Annotated in this window: 16 protein-coding genes; 12 read left to right on the forward strand and 4 right to left on the reverse strand. The window is 62.0% G+C overall.

Annotation, left to right across the window (positions count from 1 at the left end):
* Positions 1 to 586: 586 nt before the first annotated feature.
* The 3 genes from ACV22W_RS30250 to ACV22W_RS30260 all read left to right on the forward strand — a co-directional run bounded on the left by ACV22W_RS30250 (position 587) and on the right by ACV22W_RS30260 (position 2,446).
* On the forward strand, positions 587 to 1,051 hold the full coding sequence (locus ACV22W_RS30250; RefSeq protein WP_448023081.1) for a YcaO-like family protein: 465 nt from the start codon (positions 587 to 589) through the stop codon (positions 1,049 to 1,051).
* A gap of 311 nt (positions 1,052 to 1,362) precedes the next feature.
* Positions 1,363 to 1,638: a hypothetical protein gene (locus ACV22W_RS30255; protein ID WP_448023082.1), complete on the forward strand. Its 276-nt coding sequence runs from the start codon at positions 1,363 to 1,365 to the stop codon at positions 1,636 to 1,638.
* 313 nt (positions 1,639 to 1,951) lie between these two features.
* Positions 1,952 to 2,446, forward strand: coding sequence for a PLP-dependent transferase (locus tag ACV22W_RS30260; RefSeq protein WP_448023083.1), 495 nt, complete (start codon positions 1,952 to 1,954; stop codon positions 2,444 to 2,446).
* A 167-nt stretch (positions 2,447 to 2,613) separates the two neighbouring features.
* Here ACV22W_RS30260 and ACV22W_RS30265 read toward each other — a convergent pair whose 3' ends face one another.
* The gene (locus ACV22W_RS30265) at positions 2,614 to 2,823 is read right to left on the reverse strand and encodes a hypothetical protein (RefSeq protein WP_448023084.1); all 210 of its coding nucleotides are present in this window, start codon (positions 2,821 to 2,823) and stop codon (positions 2,614 to 2,616) included.
* Positions 2,824 to 3,313: 490 nt separating this feature from the next.
* Here ACV22W_RS30265 and ACV22W_RS30270 point away from each other — a divergent pair, with 490 nt between their 5' ends.
* From ACV22W_RS30270 to ACV22W_RS30295, 6 genes are all read left to right on the forward strand, one after another.
* A complete protein-coding gene (locus ACV22W_RS30270; RefSeq protein ID WP_448023085.1) occupies positions 3,314 to 4,264 on the forward strand; it encodes a type III secretion system protein in 951 nt (316 codons plus the stop codon).
* 20 nt (positions 4,265 to 4,284) lie between these two features.
* On the forward strand, positions 4,285 to 4,533 hold the full coding sequence (locus ACV22W_RS30275; protein ID WP_448023086.1) for a type III secretion protein: 249 nt from the start codon (positions 4,285 to 4,287) through the stop codon (positions 4,531 to 4,533).
* Positions 4,534 to 4,554: 21 nt separating this feature from the next.
* Complete coding sequence (locus ACV22W_RS30280) at positions 4,555 to 4,926, forward strand: hypothetical protein (protein ID WP_448023087.1); 372 nt, start codon at positions 4,555 to 4,557, stop codon at positions 4,924 to 4,926.
* A gap of 82 nt (positions 4,927 to 5,008) precedes the next feature.
* Positions 5,009 to 5,281, forward strand: coding sequence for a hypothetical protein (locus ACV22W_RS30285; RefSeq protein WP_448023088.1), 273 nt, complete (start codon positions 5,009 to 5,011; stop codon positions 5,279 to 5,281).
* 82 nt (positions 5,282 to 5,363) lie between these two features.
* Complete coding sequence (locus ACV22W_RS30290) at positions 5,364 to 5,819, forward strand: CesT family type III secretion system chaperone (protein ID WP_448023102.1); 456 nt, start codon at positions 5,364 to 5,366, stop codon at positions 5,817 to 5,819.
* 64 nt (positions 5,820 to 5,883) lie between these two features.
* Positions 5,884 to 7,920, forward strand: coding sequence for a patatin-like phospholipase family protein (locus tag ACV22W_RS30295; protein ID WP_448023089.1), 2,037 nt, complete (start codon positions 5,884 to 5,886; stop codon positions 7,918 to 7,920).
* Positions 7,921 to 7,999: 79 nt separating this feature from the next.
* Here the strand turns inward: ACV22W_RS30295 and ACV22W_RS30300 are convergent, their stop codons facing one another.
* Complete coding sequence (locus ACV22W_RS30300) at positions 8,000 to 8,746, reverse strand: response regulator transcription factor (protein WP_448023090.1); 747 nt, start codon at positions 8,744 to 8,746, stop codon at positions 8,000 to 8,002.
* Positions 8,747 to 8,983: 237 nt separating this feature from the next.
* The gene (locus ACV22W_RS30305) at positions 8,984 to 12,181 is read right to left on the reverse strand and encodes an efflux RND transporter permease subunit (protein WP_448023091.1); all 3,198 of its coding nucleotides are present in this window, start codon (positions 12,179 to 12,181) and stop codon (positions 8,984 to 8,986) included.
* A 1,034-nt stretch (positions 12,182 to 13,215) separates the two neighbouring features.
* On the opposite strand from ACV22W_RS30305, the gene ACV22W_RS30310 reads away from it, so the two are divergent.
* The 3 genes from ACV22W_RS30310 (at position 13,216) to ACV22W_RS30320 (ending at position 20,257) form a co-directional block, all read left to right on the forward strand.
* Positions 13,216 to 13,542 carry a VF_A0006 family four-cysteine protein gene (locus ACV22W_RS30310; RefSeq protein WP_448023092.1) on the forward strand — a complete coding sequence of 109 codons (327 nt, stop codon included), beginning with the start codon at positions 13,216 to 13,218 and terminating at the stop codon, positions 13,540 to 13,542.
* An 825-nt stretch (positions 13,543 to 14,367) separates the two neighbouring features.
* Complete coding sequence (locus ACV22W_RS30315; protein WP_448023093.1) at positions 14,368 to 16,131, forward strand: autotransporter assembly complex protein TamA; 1,764 nt, start codon at positions 14,368 to 14,370, stop codon at positions 16,129 to 16,131.
* Between the two features lie 28 nt (positions 16,132 to 16,159).
* Positions 16,160 to 20,257 (forward strand): translocation/assembly module TamB domain-containing protein, encoded by a 4,098-nt coding sequence (locus ACV22W_RS30320; protein ID WP_448023094.1) that lies wholly within the window; start codon positions 16,160 to 16,162, stop codon positions 20,255 to 20,257.
* 316 nt (positions 20,258 to 20,573) lie between these two features.
* Here the strand turns inward: ACV22W_RS30320 and ACV22W_RS30325 are convergent, their stop codons facing one another.
* Positions 20,574 to 20,810, reverse strand: a complete 237-nt coding sequence (locus ACV22W_RS30325; protein WP_448023095.1) for a hypothetical protein — start codon at positions 20,808 to 20,810, stop codon at positions 20,574 to 20,576.
* Between the last annotated feature and the right edge of the window lie 815 nt (positions 20,811 to 21,625).

Genomic DNA, 21,625 nt, shown 5'->3' on the forward strand with positions numbered 1-21,625 from the left:
ATGTCGGCACATCGCGATTGATTTCGGCCATGTGCGGGTGACAATCTAACATCGTATGCCGCTTACGCGATCTATCCGATTCGCTATCCTAATAAATATGTTTAAAGTAAGCTTTCGACCGGTTGGATTCGATCCGTAAGTGGTAGTCCGGCTTGAGATCTTTTCCCCTCGTTCTGACGGATTGCCGCTCACACTCCAGATCAATCTGAACCGGTGGTCAAATGGGCGAGTGGTGCTATATGTATATCCATGAATTCGATGATTCCCATCCGCCTGCCGTCGAGCAAGCGTCGTGCGACGGGGTCCTGTCGCAAGACGATTTCTCTGCAGAAGGGCGAATCATTCTGATTCAGGATAACTAATCCGACCAAACCCGATCCCGGGGCTACACGCCCGCTCCGGCTTATCCCATTCGTGAGATTACCTGTACCGGAACATTCACATACCCCGGCCGAAGCGGAAGCAGCCGTTGATCGACATTTTGCGATCGCGGGATCACGGCCCGGCTCGATCAATATGGCGAACCGCTGTGCAGCACGGTTACCACCCTGGCATTCACCGATCTCCTCACCGACGAACGTGTGGGGTGTGCGGCAAAGGGTATCCGGACGAAGTGAGAGTCGGCGCCAAATTTGAAGCATACGAGCATGCGATGGGGCCGATCGGATTGCGAGCGGCCACGATACTGGCGGATTACGACGAACTACGAGCGCAACGAGCATTGGCCGATGTTTTCCCCATGACGTTGCTCGGACGCGCATCTTCCGGCATCGCCGCCATTCCGTTCGCCGATATTGGCCTGATCAATGGTACCCCGCTGATTTACCCGTCGTTTCTGATCGATTACACCTATAGTACGCGTCCTTTACCGGGCAATGCGCTCGACTACACGGCCGTCCGCCGCTATGCCTGCGGCACCGGTCTGGCCGCCGGCATGGGGTTCACTGAAGCGGCCATCCACGCGATTGGCGAAGTCATCGAGCGTCACGGTATCGGGCGCTTTATCGCCCAAACGCTTTTCCATCGGTCGGAGACGGTCCGCTCGACCTGATCGATCGTCGCACCGTGGCACCCGATCTTGCTACGATATGGGACGACGCGGAGCGCGTCATCAATGCACCGGTTCATTTGATTGCGGCGGGTAGCGAGATCGATTGCCCCGTGTTTATTGCCTATTGTCGGGCCCGTTCGATTTCGGGCGTACACGTGATTGGTGGCGGTTGCTCCGTCTATAGCGGCCACGCGGGCGATCAAGGAACTCGTACAGCAGTACGCAGTCGCGAACGGACATCGAACATGTTGCGTACGATTGGGCGTGCTGTCGACAGCACCTGACGGAATATCCGCAGCCTGCTGCGCTGAATGGAAATGACGCTCGAATGCGATCACCCGACACGCGTCCGATCGATCACGATACCGACCGATCCCGCCCCGCGAGATCTCGATGCCCATCTAACCCACCTGCAAACCGCGTGTCGCGACGCCGGCTATCCTGTCTGGCTCAGAACCCTGCATGCAACCGAATGTGGTGTGGAACTGGTCTGCGCGGCCATGCCTAGAATGGAGCGTTTCTCCATCGTGTCGCTGGGCGGCTACGTGGTTCCCTGTCACCGTCACGCTCAGCCAATGGCCACCTGAATGACCAATCGCGATTCCGACACGTCCGCGCTCGGCTCGACGTGGCCCTGCGCGGGCCGTCGAGCCGCGCGATTCATCTGGGCCGCACGAGGAAGAGCCCGCGTTGTTTCCCGTGCCACCGCTCGTCACACATGCGGCCGAATGTTTGATTCGTTCGAGGACGGGCGAGCGCTGCTACGTGGCGAGCACGGGCCCAATATCGCCCATCCACGTTATGCGAATCCCACCACGCTGGTGCTGGAAGCAAAATTCCGCGCGCCGGAGCGATGCCGGTACAGGCTGGCCGTCAACAGCGGGATGACGGCCAGCCCTGATGGTATTTCGCGCGCTGCTGGACACCGGCGACCAGGTCATGATGCTCGATCACACGTTCTACGAAACCCGGGAGCAACTGACCCGTGAAGCCGCGTCGCGCGACCTGCGCATTACGTGGATCCGCGATGCGTCGCCCGGGTCGCTCGAGGCCGCATACGATGGCACCACGCGGCTCGTCTACATCGAAACCCCAACCACTCCGGCCTTGCGCAACGTGGACCTCCCCGCCGTGGCGGCGTGGTGCGCGTCACGCAATTGCCTGCTGATCGTGGACAACACCGTGCTGACCCCGCTGGGTCAGAATCCGTTGTCCCACGGCGCCCATCTCACACTGTATTCGCTGACCAAGCGCCTCAACGGGCACGGCGACATGGTGGGCGGCATGATCTGCACGAATCGACCAGAGCTATGCGACAAGTTCAAGGACCTTCGGGACATCGACGGCCTGACGCTCGATTCGTTTTCCTCGTGGCACGCGATCCGCGGCCTGTGAACCCTGTCGATACGGCTCCAACGTCACGCGGCCAATGCGCTCGCCGTCACCCATATGCTCACCCGGGAATATCCGGGAATCACATGGGGCGCGGTCTGGGCCACCCCGCACGCACGCCGGAATGGTGTCTCGCTCCAGCTCAATACCGGGCTGATGTTCATCGATTTTCACGATCGATCGCGATGCGCTTCGTGAACGCGCTGACACTCGTTCGGCTGGCCCCAATCTTCGGCAATCTGGAATCGTAGCGCTATTGCCATGGCGGGTTCGCCGACGCCGGTGACCACACGTTCGGCGCCATCGCGATCCCGGCCGGCCTCGTGCGCCTGTCCATCGGGCTCGAAGACATGCCCGACCTGCTCGCCGATATCCGGCAAGCGCTTGATGCGTGTGGGTGGACACCGCGGCTGCGTGGCGTTACGGCTTGGCACGCGCCGCCTGAAGGGTCTCCACGATTGCCATCCACCCCGCACGACGGCCCTCCTCGTCGGTAACGCGTCCGCGTTCGCCAAATGCAAGCGCCTGAACGACCGGTGTTCCCGACCCTGCCCCCCCCCTTCGGCCAGTCGGGTTGTTTGCCCGAAAAACTGGGCCGCTCCGCCCCTCTCTTCTTGTCGGCCCAGTTGTACTGGCTCGATCGCGCTCTACAGCACTGGAAGACGCCACGCAACGCTTGCGACATACGTGACCTTTGCACGAACACGCTCTGTCCAGGTCGGAGTTTTTCTCGCACATTGGTTCGCATTCTTCGAATAAGTGGCGCATCGACGCATACAAAGTTTTCAGTGCTTGACTACAGTGAACGCAACACGCAGCGCGTCAGGAACGTGGCATCAAGTTACCCACCGCACAATCATCGAAAACACAATGAAATCATTGCGCATCATCACCGGATTTCATTCCGGTGCCCAACTCGATTTACCAGCCGGCAGCCACACGATCGGTACCGGCTGCGATGACGACATCCGGATTACCGACTGGACGGCCCCGACGATCGAACTCGTCGTCGACGACCAATCCGTTCAACTCCGCAGGAACGAATGCATCGAGGAGGACGAATCGGCTGCAGGCCTCGGCGACCCCGTTACGGTCGACGACTTCGTCCCTGCGCAATTCGGCGATATCGTGATGTGCGTCGGACCGGCGGATGTCGAATGGCCCAGCGATGTGGAGTTGCTGTCGACCCTGTTCGTCAAGCCTGACAATGGGCATCAACCCGCCGAACGACGCCCTTATCGAAGAGGGTCGGCGATCGCCGGTGTCACCGCCTGTTGCGTAGCGCTGCTGGCTTCCTTGTCATTGTGGCCGGCTCAACCGGCCAAGGCATCCGCCCCCGTGGATCTCGCGGCACGGGTCCGCGATGCGGTGGCGCATGCCAACGTCCGAGGTCTCGCCGTCGAGCGCGCGGGCGACGATATCGCGATCACCGGCATGGTCCCGAACTACGCGGACGACGTACGTGTTCGCAAAGCCCTTGCCGACATCGAGCCGTCGCGCGTCAAGCGTCGATACAGCGTCGCCGAGAACGACGTCCAGAACATCCAGGATGCGCTGGGGATCGCCGGCGCCAACGTGGCCTACCGCGGCAACGGGACGTTCGAGATTGACGGAACCGTTGCCAGCCTGAAGGCACTCGATGCTGCGGTCGCGCGGGTGCGCAGCGATCTAACTGCGAATGTAAAGGACATACTCGTCCGCGCCACGGAGATTCAAAAACCGGAAGTCCGTCAAGTCGTTTCCCAGTTGATCTCGGCAAACGGCGTGCGCTACACGCAAACCCCCGACGGGGTAAAGCATATCTACGCTTCCGGCAGCTAACCACGACATCAGGAGCCTGTATGTACGAGCCACTCGAAGCCGTCTCGGCGCAATTCAACGACCTGCAGAATTATCTCGAGAACGCGTCCGGCTCCGATCGCGACGATCTCCTGTGTAATGCGCTCGAGGCGACGGCGCAGGAATGCCGCGGCGCACGCGCTCAAACCGATCTGGACCGGCAGAATCTCTCGATCCTTCACCATGGCTTCATCGCGGCAAATCGGATCGTCCGATATTTGCGGGAAACCGGAGCGGCGGTACGCGCATGACGAATACGCCCGGATCATCCAATGCGGGCAGCCAGCCATGCATCATCACTGCATGCCGGGCAACGAGCTGACCTCGTCCATCGGGAACGAGACCGAATGGGCAGGTGGCAGTGGTTCTTGTCAATCAAAGGAGGCTTTATGCTAAATGTGGCGAGCATCATCGGTTCTATCTTTAACAATCCCTTTGCAAATATGTCCAAAATCAACAACACCTCCAGCACCCAGAAAATCGACAGCAATACTGATTTCGATTTCGACAAAGAACACAAAGATGCAATTGCCGAGCAAAAACATCTTGCCCTGCTGAATATGCAACAAATGCGGGTCGCGGCCCAATGCACATTTATGAAAACTTGCGCGCAAAACATGAAGGATGCCGCAGGTCGACAGTAAATTACCAATTCTACACGCTCAATTACTTATCAGCACACATTTTCGCGATACAAACATCTCGAAATACTTAATGGAGTGTATTATGATCGGAGCACTCGCAGCAATCCCGGCAGTGGCAGGAGCAGTATCCGCAGTGGCGGGCGCGGTACCGTCCGTCGCAGATCTCATTAAAACAATCGTCAAGGAAGGCTCGTCGTTGCTTAAAGGCGGCCTCCAGCTTCTCGGGAATATTCTGGACAAGAACACGAACTCCGAACCAGTCAAGACGGCAGGAAACGCAGTCAGTCAATCCTATAACGACTCGTTTCAGAAGTTCGGTCCGCAACTCTCCATTTCATTGAAGGGATCCGTCTGACGACGTCATTCCATTCATAGCTGATGGCCACCACGCGCAAGCGTTGGTGGCCAGCATTTCCGCGGCCTTAGCCAGTAAAAAATTGAGCCACGACGCCTTCAACTCCCTCATTTATGACCTGTGTTCGACCGTAGGGCTAGGCGACCCGGACCACGTTCTGCAAACGAGGGCAATCGAGGTCGAGGGATTCGAGATTCTTTTCGATCGGTTGGAGACGGATTCCCATTCAATCTATTTGAGTTTCCACTTCGGAACCGTCACCGCCGGCCGCACTTTGACCATCTTCCGCCTCATGCTCGAAGCCAACCTGATCATCTACGCACAGGATCAGGCCCAGCTTGGTATCGATACTGACACCGGCGGCATTGTCCTGATCGTGCGCGTACCGATGACGCCCGATCTCGATGGTGCGGTTCTGGCGGACCTACTGTCCCACTATGCCGAACACGGGCGGTATTGGCGACAAAACGTGATCGAATCCAGTGATGAAATGTTCAAAGGCATCCTGACAGGCGATCATCTTTGGTTGAGAGCGTGATCCGTCGCTCACGCTGTCGCCAGCGCGGATACACGAATCGAGCTAACACTACGCGAGGTTGTACATGCACACGATCAGTACATTGTCGCATCCGAACGTCGCCGGACCGGAAGTTCACCGGCAATCCGCGGATAATCCAGCGGGCAATGTAAACAAACACCCATCTGTCAAACCGAGCGCTCATGCGTTGCTGGACGGACTGAAGTCCGTGCGCACGATTTCCCGAGCGCTGGTCGAAAGCGGTCGCACGCCGGTCCTAACGCCGAGTGCTACGCCTCATGTGCTGGCACGCGCGGTCGGCCCGCGGGAACTCACGCTCGAGCAACACCCCGACGGCAAAACGCGGATCACGATGAAATATCCTCCGATCGAGCAACTGGTCCTGAGCGGCGGTGGAGCAAAAGGCGCCGCGTATCCAGGCGCGGTACTCGCGCTGGAAGAAGGGGGCGTCATGCCCGCCATCAAGGGCATAGCAGGTTCTTCCGCCGGTGCAATCACGGCCGCGCTGATCGCATCCGGCGTCTCGGGCAGCGAGTTCAAGGATCTGTCCAACCGGATGGATTTCCTCGACCTGGTCCGTGACCGCGTCGGGTCACCTCAGCTTCAGGTCATTCGTCATTTCTACGAAGACACGCTGAAAGAGGCTTTCGCCAAGATCGGCCGGCATGTGCCTTTCGCCAGGAACATCGGCTCCAGCCTAGCCCTTCTTTCCAATATGCGAACCGAGGCGCCTGCGCTCGAGAAGCTCCTGAAAGACGAGACTCGTGCGAGCGTTCTGAAGCACATTGCCACTCATCCGGCGATCACAGATCATCGCCCCGTGATCGACGAGATACGACACAAGCTAGAAGCCGGCGGCGACGTGACCTTCGGCGATCTTCGTCGTTTAAGCCAATGTATTCCGGCAATCAAGAACTTGCAGTGTACGGGAACCCTGATGGAATCTCAGTGTCCGCAGCTGATGGTATTCAGTGCCGAGACGACGCCGGACCTGAGCATTGCTCGCGCCGCCTGCATCTCCGGGGCTTTCCCGTTCGTCTTTGCACAGCCTGAGGAGACCACGCCGTTTGGGACTGCACGCTTTCAGGACGGCGGCGTCATGCTCAACGTTCCCGCTCCCGAAATATTCGAACCGAAATCGGTTAGCCAGATGTTGCCCAATCCGAACAGCCTCGTCCTGACGTTCACGAATGTCTTGAAAAAAAATTCGTCGCCCGGCCAAGGCGTATTGGGCGCGCTCAAGGACTCGTTTGTAGGCGCACCGGTAGGCGCCCGACATGCACTGCAAACGCAGGCGCTCTGGAAGATGAAAGAAGACGTTGTTCAGGTGCCTTTGAAGAACGAACGAGGTGATTTCTCCGGACTCCTGAGCGGTACACTAAACTTCGGCATGTCGCTCGACGACAAGCTTGCATTGCAGCGCGACCTGAAGCAGGTAGTCGAAAATCATCTTGCTGTGCGCCGCGAGAAGCAAATTTCGATCGAACTCCCGTCGACGGAGTCCGCTCTGCTTGCACTGGACGACGCGCAGTTCGACGCATTGCGGGCCGCTCATCCCGATTTGACGGCCACCTCGTACGCATTTCGAACCGAAGCCCGGAACGCGATCGACAGGCTGTCGACAGTTCTTCGTGCGCAGGACAATGTCACCCCCGACAGTCTCGCGCAGTTGGTCTGTCCGCTCGATCGGCTATGCCACCGTGACTCGGTCAAGCTGGACCATGTCGCGCGCCAGATTCTCGATCCACGTCAACCGAAAGCGCTGGCCCGCTGCGTCGACGTAATGCGCCATGCCCGTACGGATTCCCCGGTGCTCCAGGCGCTGAATGTCCTGAGCGAGCAGCAGGACGTAGTCAACGCCGCCCATAACGCGATTCGCGACATCGTTTACCCAGCGCGCTTCAAGTTGGGGCAATCCGCCGGCAATCATGCGCTCCTGAATCTGGTCGAAGACCGGCTAACTTCCGCCACGACGCGTGACGAATATAACGCCGCGCTGGAAACGCTCGCCCGGAACTACAAGGCACGCCTGAGCCTGCGATCAACACCATCGACTTCAGCCACGGTCGAGCTAGCAACGGCATACACAATTCCGGCGTAGAGACGTGGATTGCGTCACCCCGCATCGCCGTGGCCAGTAGCGTGCGGCGATGCGGAACCGGGACAGGCCGACGTGTCGTTCACGCCGCCCTGCTCGATAGCGCACGACCGTTGTCGCCGTATCGCGCATCGCCGTCGACCTCAAAAATCCGGTATCCGCGCCCATACAACGTCTGCAATCGGACACCGAAGGCACCGTTCAATTCGAGCTTGCCGCGCAGCCGGTAAATATATTGCTCGAGCGAGCGCCCCGCGATGTCTTCCGATGTTCCCCATACCATCATGGCGATCTGCTTCCGAGTGACCTCCTCATTCTTATGCAGGAACAGGAACCAGACGATTTCCAGTTCCTTTTCGGTCAAACCGACACACCGGTTTGCCACCACGACCGATCTCGATTTCCTGTCGACCCGGTAATGTCCCAACTCGATCGAATCGTTTTTTCCCGGCCACTCGGATGCGGCACACGCGCCGCGCAATGCCTTCACTGCTCTCGCATGGAGTTCGCCTGCGGAGGCTGGCGCCAGCACGACATCGTCGGCACCGGCCTCGAAAGCATCGACAATGCTCGCCTGATCGCGTTGCACATTCAATACGATCACCGGCACTTTGGCCCCCAATCGAGACATCAAGTAGGGAAGCAATAACGTGCATGAATCGGTACCGCCTCGTGCATCGACAAAAACGACGGAAAAATCGACACGCCCCACGGCCCGTGCCAACCCTAACTGATCGTCGAATTTCATGCAGGAGACTGCGTCACCCACGAAGCTCTCGCGAATCGTGTCGAACAGATGCGTACTGCTTGTCACTACGGCAATATTCATGATGATAGAATCACAAGCGACATGGATCGACACCCCGATACAAAATGCCCAACAGCGAACATAGGGGCCTGCACACCGAGACTAAGGCCATCGATATACGCGGGCAATGGGACAGACCGACGCAAGCTATGAGAAGAGTACGAACCCGATATGCGTCCGTCCGTTACGCCTCGCCTTCCTTCATCCGATTCGGCGAACGCCGTCCCGGGCCTCAATCACGTTCGATATAGCGGTTTTTCATCTGCTCTGCCTCGCTTCGTTCTCTCTGTCGTCTCCGGATCCACCATCCCCTCGCGAAAGAACCGGGGTACAACTCAACACGTCGTCGGCACTGTGCCGCTCGCCAGCAAATATCCCGCGGACTTTCACGTAGAACATCGGGATCATGAAAATGGCAAGGAATGTCGCCGTGATCATCCCGCCGATCACGCCGGTGCCGATCGCACGTTGGCTAGCCGAACCCGCGCCATCGCCGAGCGCGAGCGGCAGCACACCGAGGATGAACGTGAGCGACGTCATCAGGATCGGACGTAACCGCTGGCGTGCGGCCTCCAGCGCAGCGTCGATCGGCCGCATCTTCTGCGTCAACTGCAGTTCGCGCGCGAACTCAACGATCAGGATCGCGTTCTTCGCCGACAAACCCACGGTGGTCAGCAAGCCGACCTGGAAGTACACGTCGTTGTCGAGACCGCGCAGCGTCACCGCGAGCAGCGCGCCGACGACGCCGAGCGGCACGACCATGAGCACCGAGAACGGGATCGACCAGCTTTCGTACAGCGCCGCAAGACACAGGAACACGACGAGGATCGAGATCGCGTACAGGATCGGCGCCAGCGAGCCCGACTGGCTTTCCTGGAACGACAGGCCTGTCCACGCATGGCCGATGCCCTGCGGCAAGTGCTTCGCGAGCTCTTCCATCGCCGCCATCGCCTGGCCGGAGCTCATTCCCGCCGACGCCTGACCGAGAATCTCGACCGACGACACTCCGTTATAGCGCTCGAGCTTCGAGGCGCCGTACGTCCAGTGCCCGGTCGCGAACGAACTGAACGGCACCATCCCGCCCGATTCGTTACGCACGTACCAGTGGCCGAGGTCTTCCGGCCTCATCCGGAACGGCGCGTCAGCTTGCACGTACACCTTCTTGATCCGGCCGTCTGCATCGAGGAAGATGTTGACATACTGCGAGGCCCATGCGATCGAGAAGGTCTGGTCGATTGACGAGGTACTGACTCCCATCGCTTCGGCTTTCTCACGATCGACGTCGATCTGGTAGCGCACGGTATCGTTCAGTCCATTCGGACGAACCCGCTCAAGCGACGGATCCTTTGATGCCATGTCAAGCAGCCGGTCGCGTGCCGTGATCAACGCATCGCGCCCAAGCCCCGCGTTGTCCATCAGCTCGAACGCGAAACCGGATGCATTCCCCAGTTCACGGATTGCAGGCGGGTTGACCGGGATCACCGTCGCGTCCTTGTACGACGCGTAATGCGCCGCTGTACGCCGCTGGAGTGCCTGGACCGTCTGATCCGGGCGCTGCCGCTGCGCGAACGGCTTCAGCCTGACGAATACGGTGCCTGCATTCTGGCCTCGGCCGGCGGCACTAAAGCCGTTGATGGTCAACGTCGACTCGACGATGTCCTGCTCATTGTTCAGCAGATAGTCGCTCACATGCGCGAGTGTCCGTGCCGTGGTTTCCTGCGTCGAACCGGATGGCGTTTGCACGATCGCGATCATGTAGCCCTGATCTTCGTCGGGCAGGAACGATTTCGGCAAGCGCGCGAACAGTAGGCCGACCGCGACGATCACGGCGAGATAGATAACGAGCCAGCGGCCCGAGCGCCTGATCACATGGCGCACGCCGCCCTCGTACTTATCGCGGCCCTGATCGAAGGTGCGGTTGAACCAGCCGAAGAAACCATTACGCTGCCCCGGTGGGCTCGGCTTTAGGATCGTCGCGCACAATGCCGGCGTCAGGATCAGCGCGACGAGCACCGACAGCACCATCGCCGACACGATCGTCAGCGCGAACTGGCGGTAAATCACCCCGACGGAGCCACCCAAAAATGCCACCGGCACGAACACCGCCGACAGCACCAGCGAGGTGCCGATCAGCGCGCCGGTGAGCTGGCTCATCGCCTTTCTGGTCGCCTCCCTAGCCGACAGGCCTTCTTCCGCCATCACGCGCTCGACGTTCTCGACAACCAGAATCGCGTCGTCAACCAGCAGGCCGATCGCGAGCACGAGGCCGAACATCGACAGCGTGTTGATCGAGAATCCCATCAGCGACATGATCGCGATCGTGCCGAGCAGCACGACCGGTACCGCGATCGTCGGGACGATCGTCGCCCGCAGGTTCTGCAGGAACAGGTACATCACGAGGAAAACGAGCACGATTCCTTCGAGCAGCGTCTTGACGACACCTTCGATCGACGTGCGCACGAATGGTGACGTGTCGTACTGGTAATTTACGACCAGGCCGGGTGGAAAGAACTGCGACAACTCGTTCAATTTTGCCTGAATGGCATCCACCGTCGCGAGCGCATTGGCACCCGATGCCAACTGAATGCCCAGCGTTGCACTGGGCTTGCCCATGTACTTCGTGTCGAAAAGATAGTTTTCCGCGCCCAGCGATACCCTGGCGACATCCTTCAGTCGTACCCGGGAACCGTCCTGGTTCACCTTCAGGAGGATGTTGCCGAACTGCTCCGGCGTGCGCAGCAGCGCGGCCGCAGTGACTGTCGCCTGCAAGGCGGTACCGGGTACGGCCGGCGCCCCGCCCAGCTGGCCGCCCGCAACCTGCACGTTTTGCGAGCGGATTGCCGCCGTGACATCGATCGGCGTGAGGCCAAGGCTCGTCAGCCGCGCCGGATCGAGCCAAACGCGCATTGCATACTGCGAGCCCAGCAACAGCGTCTGGCCCACGCCATCGACGCGGGTGACCGGATCGAGCACATGCGATGCGACATAGTTCGTCAGATCGTCCTTCGACAGGCTGCCGTCCTGGGACGTGAAGGCGATCCACAACAGGTAACTGCCGCTGGATTTCGTGACACGTATCCCGAGCTGCTGAACGATCTGCGGCAGATTGGGGGTTGCGAGCGACAGCTTGTTCTGAACCTGTACCTGTGCGACATCGGCGCTGGTGCCTGGCGCGAACGTCAGCGTGATCGTCGCCGTGCCTGAATCGTCACTCGTCGACGCCATGTACAGGAAGTTGTCGAGGCCACTCATCTGCTGCTCGATCACCTGTGTCACGGTGTCTTCCAGCGTCTTCGCAGAGGCGCCCGGGTAATTCGCGGTGATCTGGATCGCCGGCGGCGCAATGGTCGGATACTGCGCGACCGGCAGCGTGAAGATTGACGCCACGCCGGCCAGCATCACGACAATCGCGAGCACCCACGCGAACACGGGGCGATCGATAAAGAACCTTGCCATGTTGCCCGCCCCCCGCTATCGCGCCCGAAGCGCTTCGAGCGCCGCCAACGCCACGGACAGTACAGGCACGGAGTCGGCAGCAGCGTCTGATGAGGCAAGCGACTGCGCAGCGGAGATCTCACCGGTGGCGCCAGGCAGTGCGGTGCACACCATTACGGTTTGCGGCTGGAACGAAGTGACGCCAATTTTCGACATGTGCAGCTGCAGCGCCGTTGCATTTTTCCAGCACGCGGCCCGGCAAGCGAAAGTCGTCGCGATTGTAGTCAAGCTGTATTCAACTCGTTCGACGCGCATGGAGCGACCTCTATATGCAATTCAGTGACCCATTACTGCTCCGCATCGAATGACGCACGCAACATCTACGCACACGACTACTCGATCGCAGTCCCAGCGAGCGGCAATTCGATAGCACCCGCTACAGACGACGCACGCCCCCAAACCATCAAAGAATTCCCAGGACGACGTGATTATTGAGATGAGATTCGAAGATGGCCGCTCGGAAAACCCCAAAGACACCGCCACCCGGAGGAAGACTTACATTACACGCAGTATTTAAATCAATTAATTATCAAATTTCAACAATCACCGCAGTGATCCACCATATTTAAACAAATGTCACCAATATCACCGATAGTACACAATCACGCAGAGAAAATAAATTTGACCAGTCCGAAAAATTCCCGCGTAGCTCGAGTCTGCGTGAGGCAGTACAACTACCTCCAATGCACCCCATTTAAATTGACGGATCGATACGGAAGCACGCTCGTTGTCGACAGCACGGACGATGCACCTTAAATCAATCGCCGGTCAATGGCGTGAACACCAGTTTCTTGAATGCGTCATGCTTGACCACGACGCATCCATCCGTGGAGCAGCATCTCAAATTCCGCACGAATCGGGAGTCGACGCTTCGGAAATGAGGCGCTTCGTGCGTACCATGATCCTGCTTCAGGCAAAAACAGCATCGACAATATTTTTTGGCAATTGTCGACTGCAGAATCGGCCTCTGCCGTCAAATCAAAAACACGACCTTAATGAATAAGACATCGATTCTTTCAAGAACACTGCCGGCCATATTATTATTCACCAATTTTCCGGCGTCAGCCTTCAACGAGGATGCGAATTACAACCAATGCGTCCTTACAGCCTTGCGAGGAAGTCAAAATTCGTCTACTGCTAGTATCATGCGCAACTCGTGTGACCAGCTCCATCGAAACTGGCAAATGATGCTACCTCGTGACAAGGCCTTCCATATGTGCATATTGAATAGCTTGGGAGGAGTCCGGGACGATTTTGCAGTACAAGAGCTTGTTCGAGGTTGTTCGCGACAGGGGGAAAATGCTGGTCCTGTTTTCAAATAGATCAGCGCACATTCGCCACGGCGCCGCCCCGCCTTGCCAAAAGGCAGGGGCGGCGTCAGCCATCCGTCCATTCACACCAACATGCACGCAGTTCTGCAATCGCCGCGCGGTGGCCCACCGATCGATCATCGTCGATGCGAGCATGCCCCCCGGGCTTCTGCTCGTTTGGCGTCCCTGTTTGACGTGCGAATGCTGTCAGTATTAATCACGCGGCTCTGATCGCGATGCTTTGCAGTCCGATCCGGATCCAATTCATACCGATCGATGGCGCGTGCCGAGCCCTGCAACGCCGACTTTCATGAGCAGGAGGATCAACACGCCGGTCGGCAGGCGGCGGTCGGAACGTTTTTTGGGACCGGTCCTACTCAATTTCAAATTCGCCCTAAAGCGCTAGCGGCTGTAATTCCTTAAAGTAAAGCCCATCGGAAGTTCATAAACCGACCTCAAGTTTGGGCAGACGCACGAACCCGTAACTTGCCGAGTCGCTGGCGAAAGCGGCCCCTAATTCAATCGCAAACGCTCCGGTATCGGCATCGGCCCAACGACGCTCTGATCGAAGAGCGTAGGCATCCGCCTATTCGGCAACGCCTGCATGCTTCGAGCAACTACCTCCCCCGTCGACTACGAGGACAGGCTGGTTACCGCATCAATCGCTGTGGTGAAAACGAAGCAGGCTCATCGTGAGGATGTCCGGGTCAATTTTGTAGGATTGGCCGTTTCGTTCTGGATCGCGTGGTCGCAAGCAACTTTTCACGCAGCGCGTGTGTAGCAAGTCCGCATTGCGTTTCATTTCCATCAGTGGGTGATTACGAGGTCAAATTCGGCGTGGCCGGCGAACTTACAACGAAACACGGCGCAGCCTGGGCTGCGCGCGTCCTCGTGGGCTGCCTCGCCGCATTCTTCGCGTTACCGGCCCACGCGAAGTACGATGTCGAGATCGACGCGCCGCGCTCGGTCCGCAAGCTGCTCAAGTCGCATCTCGACATCGCGCGCTTCGCCAAGCGCGACGACATCAGCGACGACCAGTTCGACTTCCTCGTGACCGCCACGCCGCAGCAGGTGCGCGACCTGACCGCGACAGCCGGTTATTTCTCGCCGGTCGTGCGCACCGACGTGCGTATGCGCGACGGCAAGCGCGACGTGCGCATCGCGGTCGATCCGGGGCCGCAGACCGTCGTGTCGACGGTCGACCTGACGTTCAAGGGCCCCGTCGACACCGAGGATCCGAAGCAGGAGGCCGCGACCCGCTTCGCGTTCTCGCTGAAGCCGGGCGACCCGTTCACGCAGTCCGACTGGGACGGCGCGAAGGGCGCGGCGCTCAAGCAACTGCAGTCGCGCCGCTACCTGGGCGCGAAGATCGCGTCGTCGGAAGCGCGCGTCGATCCGCGCACGCAGCGCGCGACGCTGGCCGTCACGTTCGACAGCGGCCCGACTTTTACGATCGGCAAGGTCGACGTCGACGGCGTGCGCCGCTATCCGGAAAAAATCGTCACGAACGTCAATCCGTTGTCGGAAGGCGAGATCTACGACGTGCAGCGGATCACCGAGCTGCAGCGGCAGCTGCAGAACACGCCGTACTACGCGAGCGTCGCGATCGACGTCGGCGACGATACGGCGAAGCCCGAGCGCACGCCCGTGCACGTGAAGGTCAGCGAGTTTCCGTACAACAACATTCGCGGCGGCGTCGGCTACGCGACCGATACGGGCCCGCATGTGCAGGGCTCCTACACGTATCTCGACACGTTCGGCGCCGCGTGGCCGCTCACCGTATCGGGCCGGCTCGACCAGATCCAGCAGTATGGTCAGGTCCAGCTGTCGATGCCGCCTGGCGAGAAAGGCTGGACCAACAGCGTGCTCGCGTCGTACACGAACACCAACGTGTCCGACACGCGGATCTACAGCACGCGGATCGGCGCGCAGCGCACCCGCACCGGTCAGTTCATCGACTACGCGTATTCGCTGATGTTCTACCAGGACCGGCTCGACCAGAACGGCGCCGGCCCGACCACCAGCCGGGCGCTGGTGCCGCAGTGGGCATGGACGCGCCGCAACGTCGACGATCCGTTGTTCCCGCGCTCGGGCAACCTGATCCACGCGGAGGCCGGTTTCGCGATCAAGGGCGTGGCGACCGACCAGACCTTCATCCGCGGTTACGCGCGCGGCCAGCAGTACGTGCCGATCGGCAAGCGCGACCTGTTCGTGTTCCGCGCGGAGCTCGGCGGCGTGTTCACGAGCGGCAGCTCGGCCGGTGTGCCGGCGTCGCTGCTGTTTCGCGCGGGCGGCTCGAACTCGGTGCGCGGTTACGGTTACCAGAGCATCGGCAACAGCGTCGCCGGCTCCGTGTTGCCGACCAAGTACCTGATGACGGGCACCGCCGAATACCAGCACTGGTTCAACCGCGACTGGGGCGCCGCGACCTTCTTCGACATCGGCACCGCGACCGATGCGTGGGGCGAGAAGGTATTCTACCCAGGCGTCGGCATCGGCGCGCGCTGGCGCAGCCCCGTCGGCCCGATCAACGTCGACGTCGCGTACGGACTGCGCAACCACAGCGTGCGCCCGTACCTGACGCTCGGCATCGCTTTCTGACCTTGTTGCACGAGCCACGACGAACCGCATGACGAAGGATCCGAACGACACGCCGCCGCCTCACGATCCGGACTCGCCCGAGCGCGCGCCCGACGCGCCGCCGCGCGCGCCGCGCCGCGTGCGTGCGGGCCGGATCGTCGCGTGGACGCTCGTGACGGTCGTGCTGCTCACCGTGCTGGCGGCCGGGCTCGTGCTGGCCGCGGCGACGACCGAGCGCGGCACGCGGCTCGCGTGGCAGGTGGCCGGGCGCGTGCTCGGCGCACGGCTCGCGGGCACGCTGGAAGGCGGCTCGCTTGCGACCGGCGTGCGGTTGCGAGGCTTCGCGTGGACCAGCCCCGACGGCACCGGCACCGAGGTCCGCATCGACCGGCTCGACGGCCGCTGGGAATTGACCCGCGCGCCGTGGCGGCTGTCCGTCGACTACCTGCGCGCGGGCACGATCGACGTGCGGATCGCGCCTGGGCCGTCGACGCCGAGCACGACGCCGCAGGACCTGAGCCTGCCGCTGCAGTTGCGGATCGACGATCTGCGCGTCGATCACCTGGCGATTCACGAAGGCGGGTCGACGACGCAGCTCGACCATCTCGCGCTGAACGGCCGCAGCGACGGCCGCCACCATGAACTTGCGCTCGACGGCGTCGACACGCCGTACGGCGCGCTGACCGCACGCGCGAAGCTCGACGGCGTGAAGCCGTTCGCGCTGACGGGCAACGCGACTTACGTGGGCAAGCTCGCGAACGAACCGGTCAACGCGAGCGCGAACGTATCGGGTTCGCTCGAAGCGCTCGTCGCCGACGTCGCCGCGAGCGGGATGAAGCTGAACGGGCGCGCGCACGTCGAGGCCGCGCCGTTCGGCGCGGTGCCGCTCACGCGCGCGTCGCTCGCGTTCGATCACGTGAACCCGCAGGCGCTCGCGCCGGGCGCGCCGGCCGCCGATCTCGCGGTGCGCGCGGAGCTGGCACCCGTGACCGCGCCGGCCGGCGCCGCAGCGGCGAAGGGTTTCGCGGTGACCGGCCCGGTGTCGATCGTGAACGCGAAGCCCGGCACGCTCGGCGAGCATCTGCTGCCCGTCGTCGACGCACATGCGACCGTCAATCTCGACGCACACGCGCAGCGGATCGACGGCCTCGCGCTGAAACTGATCCGCGACGGCAGCGTGACCGGAAACGGCGCGCTGACCGGCGGCAAGGGCCGCTTCGACCTGAAGGTCGCGAACCTCGACCTCAATGCATTCGTCGCCGAGTTGCGGCCAATGCGCCTCGGCGGCCCGCTCGGCGTGACGCTCGCAGGCGACGTGACGACCGTCGACTTCAACCTGAACGATCCGAAGCTCGCGCTCGGCGCGCGCGCGAAGGTCGCGCTGACGCAGCAGCAGACGGTGCTGACCGATGCGCGCGTGACGGCGGGCAAGGGACGTATCGACCTGACCGGCGTGTTCCGTCACGACGCGCATTCGAGCTACGACGCGAAGGCGACGCTGACCGCGTTCGATCCGCTGCTGCTCGCCGCGATGCGCGCGCCGGGCGCGGGCGGCGGCAAACCGGCCGCCAAAGCGGCGAAGGCAACCGCGAAGGCGCCGGCCAGGCGCGGCGAGACGCGCGTATCGGGCACGCTGACGGCCTCCGGCGCGTTCGCGCCGCAGGTGTCGACGAAGGCGACCTTCAAGCTCGGCGACAGCCTCTACGACGGCGTGCCGCTGACCGGTGCCGGCGTCGTGCAGCTCGTCGGCTCGCGGATCCTGCCGAGCAACGCGAACCTGTCGATCGCGGGCAACCACGTCGATTTGCGCGGCAGCTTCGGCGCGCCCGGCGACCGGCTGCGCTTCGTCGTCGACGCGCCGCAGCTCGACCGGCTCGGCTTCGGCGTGGAAGGGCTCGTGCAGGCGCAGGGCGACCTGACGGGCAGCTTCGCGCATCCGAACGTGACGGCCACCTACAAGGCCGAGCGCGTCGTCGTCGGATCGAACCGGATCGGCGCCGCGCAGGGCCGCGCGGACATCCGCGACGGCGCGCACGGCGCACTCGTGTTCACGGCCGACGCGACCGACATCGCGCTCGGCTCGCTGAAGCTGAAATCGCTGCGCGCGAATCTGAACGGCACGCGCGCGAAGCACACGCTCGACGCATCGGCGCTCGGGACGGCCGGCGGCCGCGTGATCGACGCGACGCTCGCGGCGAACGGCGGTGTGGTCGAGAGCCGCGACGGGATGCGCTGGGACGGCACCGTCACGCGCCTCGCGAACCGCGGCACGCCGGCCGTCGCGCTGCAGGCGCCGCTCACCGTGTCGGCCGGCGCCGGACGCGTGACGCTCGGCGCGACACGGCTCACGCTCGAAGGCGCGGCGATCGACCTGAAGTCGTTCGTGTTCGATCACGGCCAGATGCGCTCGGCAGGCTCGGTGAGCGGCGTATCGGTTGCGCGTTTCCTCGAGATCCGCCAGGAGCTGACGGGCCAGCGGCCGCCGGTGCGCACCGACGTCGTGCTCGATGCCGACTGGGATTTCTCGCTCGGCGCGAACGCGACGGGCTACGTGCAGGTGAAGCGCCGCGGCGGCGACGTGACGATCGAGAGCGGGCGCGGCATCGCGTCGCTGGGGCTGACCGACCTGTCCGCGCGCGCGAGCTTCGCGCCCGGCAACCGGCTCAACGTGACGGCGCTCGCGAACGCGAACCGGATCGGCACGCTCGACGCGAACGTCACGGTGCCGTTCGCGCTGCGCGACGGCATGTTCGGGGTCGCCGACGACGGCCCGCTGTCGGGTCGCATCGACGCCGACATCCCGTCGCTGAAAGCGACCGGCAACCTGTTCGGGCCGAGCTACCTGCTCGGCGGGCGCGCGGCGCTGAAGCTGACGGTCGCCGGCACGCCGTTGAAGCCGAACCTGTCGGGGATGCTGACGGGCGATGACCTGTCCGCGACGCTCGTCGACCAGGGCGTGCAACTGAAGGACGGCATCGTGCGCGTGAAGCTCACGGAAAACCTCGTCGAATTCCAGCAGGTCGAGTTCCACGGCGGCGACGGCACGCTGCGCGCGCTCGGCCGCGTGCGCCTCGACGGCGAGGCGCCCGACCTGACCGCGAGCATCGTCGCGGACAAGCTCGAACTGTTCGCGGCGCCGGATCGCAAGCTGTCGCTGTCGGGCAAGGCGACGGTCGCGAACGACGGGCCGCGCGGCGCGCTGTCGATCGACGGCAAGTTCGTCGTCGACCATGCGCTGTTCGACCTGCCCGAGGAATCGGCGCCGCACCTGTCCGACGATGTCGTGATCATGCAGCCGGACGGCACGGTGCGCGGCGAGACGCCGACGGGCACCGCGGTGGCGAAGCCGCAGCCGGCCACGGACAAGCCGGCGCCGTCGCTCGCGCCGCGCGCGAACATCGACATCGGCCTCGGCAACAACTTCCGCTTCAAGGGCCACGGCGCGGATCTCGGGCTGCGCGGCACGATCACCGTGATGAGCGCGCCGGGCGTGCCGCTGCGCGCGGTCGGCAACGTGCGCGTGACCGAAGGATCGACGTACACGTCGTTCGGCCGCAAGCTCGCGATCGAGAACGGCTTCTTCACGTTCAACGGGCCCGTGTCGAATCCGGGCGTCAACATCCTCGCGATGCGGCGCAACCAGGAGGTCGAGGCCGGCGTGCAGGTGACGGGCACGATCCAGTCGCTGACGGTCAAGCTCGTGTCGGAGCCGAACGTCACCGACAACGAAAAGCTGTCGTGGCTGCTGTTCGGGCACGGCACCGACCAGGGCAACAACGTCGGCCAGCAGGGGACGATGACAGCGGCGCTCGGGCTGCTCGGCAGCGTGACCGGCAAGCGGGTCGCGCAGACCTTCGGCCTCGACGAGTTCTCGATCGGCCGCAGCGATGTCGGCCTGACCGATCCGCAGGTCGTGCAGGTGTCGAAGGCGATCAACGAGCGTTTCGTGCTCGGCTTCGAGCAGGGCCTGCAGTCGGCGAGCAACGCGTTCAAGGCGACGATCAACCTGACGCGCTTCTGGTCGGTGTCCGCGTACGGCGGCACGTTCCAGGGTGTCGACCTGAACTACACGCGGCGCTTCGATCGGTGGTTCAGCCAACGGAAAGTCCGCAATCCTAGAACGGATCATGAACTTTCGTCCGGCTGACACAAGATCGGGGATCAGTTCCTGCAGGCCGTATTCGAGCGACGTGAGCAACGCAAGCGCCGAAGAATGATCCCGCGTTTGCAAACCCACCCAATACCGATGCGAGACGATGGAGAACAACGTCGCAATGTACGCCGCGACGTTTTCAATGCTCTAGCCGTCAAGCACACCGACATCCAACACGCTGTTGAGTCAGTGCGCACCGAGCGCACCGACACATGTGCCGTCGCACGGCACGCTGGCCCACTTGCTCCGCGTACCGATCCCAGCCGCCCCCAGGGCTCCGGGGAAGCGAAGTCGGTCCATCTGCCGACTTCTAAACCTCCCCGTTCAGTGCCGCCAGGTCCGCAAAATCTGCGACATCGAGCATCATCAGCACGTAGTCATGCTCGATTGCCTGAACCGCACCCCACCGATCCTTGTGGCGCGGGCGTGGCGAGCGGCCGGTCTGCTTGACGGCGGCCGCCCGCACACAAAACGCGGCCGCGGTATGGCGCGTAGCGTCGAGCACCGGCCGATCGGCAGGCCCCTCGAGCGCCTGCGCGGCGCACATGATGGGGTCGACAGGTCATGCGGACTTCGAGCACCATTTTGACGAAAATTCGTGACGAACCAAAAGAAAGCCCCTCGCCGATTCTTCGGGGAGGGGCAAAGGCCGAAAGCTCAACGGGGTATTGAGCTTTCCGAGGACTGATCGCACGAGGGATCCTGACTCGATTCGACCGTCGCATATGTTCGGAACACCACATACTGGCCGACATTTAGGGGACAGATCGATTCCCGCGCAACACGAGCAACTTCGTGAGCGTGGGCTAACCGAGGTCAGGCCAAGTTCGCGCCAAGCCGCAGTCCAGATCCGTTCGTGCACATGCTGGTCAGCAAGATTGATCACCTTCCGAGCGATCCCGCGACACCGCTCGCCACCAGACACCGCGAGTCCTCACCCACTTTTCGCCGTACGTGCAGATGAAAACGCTGATCCACGCCTCGCTCGCTAAATCACTGCGCCAAGACGAGCGCGTCACCTACCTTATGAGGATTTCCGCGAAACGGGCCGAGGCTTTCCATTTGGTCGGCCCGAGCCAACGGGTGGGTCGCACTGCATCGTTCGATGCGTGCAGCACAATGCGGCGGCGCTCCGGACCGCCGTCGACCTCGGCAAGCCGCTCGCGCGCCATTTCCCGTCCAATGACTTCTGAATCGTGGTGTTCCGTCGAGAATGCCCCCCCTGACCATCCGCAGCGAGTTGGCACACACGAATTGGCCCACCCCCGCGTCAGCGCGCAATCGCTGCCGGCTGCGCGCCTCCATGTATTGCCTACATCGAGATGATCGCGATCGCCCGGAACACGCGGGCCTGCAGGCAAA

It is taken from the genome of Burkholderia sp. AW49-1 (assembly GCF_053427845.1).

Bases quoted from the DNA above. Each gene is read 5' to 3' on its own strand.
- ACV22W_RS30310 (WP_448023092.1), top strand. From the start codon at position 13,216: ATGAATAAGACATCGATTCTTTCAAGAACACTGCCGGCCATATTATTA.
- ACV22W_RS30275 (WP_448023086.1), top strand. From the start codon at position 4,285: ATGTACGAGCCACTCGAAGCCGTCTCGGCGCAATTCAACGACCTGCAG.
- ACV22W_RS30295 (WP_448023089.1), top strand. From the start codon at position 5,884: ATGCACACGATCAGTACATTGTCGCATCCGAACGTCGCCGGACCGGAA.
- ACV22W_RS30255 (WP_448023082.1), top strand. From the start codon at position 1,363: ATGGAAATGACGCTCGAATGCGATCACCCGACACGCGTCCGATCGATC.
- ACV22W_RS30325 (WP_448023095.1), bottom strand. From the start codon at position 20,810: ATGTGCGCCGCGCAGGCGCTCGAGGGGCCTGCCGATCGGCCGGTGCTC.
- ACV22W_RS30305 (WP_448023091.1), bottom strand. From the start codon at position 12,181: ATGGCAAGGTTCTTTATCGATCGCCCCGTGTTCGCGTGGGTGCTCGCG.
- ACV22W_RS30285 (WP_448023088.1), top strand. From the start codon at position 5,009: ATGATCGGAGCACTCGCAGCAATCCCGGCAGTGGCAGGAGCAGTATCC.
- ACV22W_RS30270 (WP_448023085.1), top strand. From the start codon at position 3,314: ATGAAATCATTGCGCATCATCACCGGATTTCATTCCGGTGCCCAACTC.
- ACV22W_RS30300 (WP_448023090.1), bottom strand. From the start codon at position 8,746: ATGAATATTGCCGTAGTGACAAGCAGTACGCATCTGTTCGACACGATT.
- ACV22W_RS30320 (WP_448023094.1), top strand. From the start codon at position 16,160: ATGACGAAGGATCCGAACGACACGCCGCCGCCTCACGATCCGGACTCG.
- ACV22W_RS30280 (WP_448023087.1), top strand. From the start codon at position 4,555: ATGCGGGCAGCCAGCCATGCATCATCACTGCATGCCGGGCAACGAGCT.
- ACV22W_RS30260 (WP_448023083.1), top strand. From the start codon at position 1,952: ATGGTATTTCGCGCGCTGCTGGACACCGGCGACCAGGTCATGATGCTC.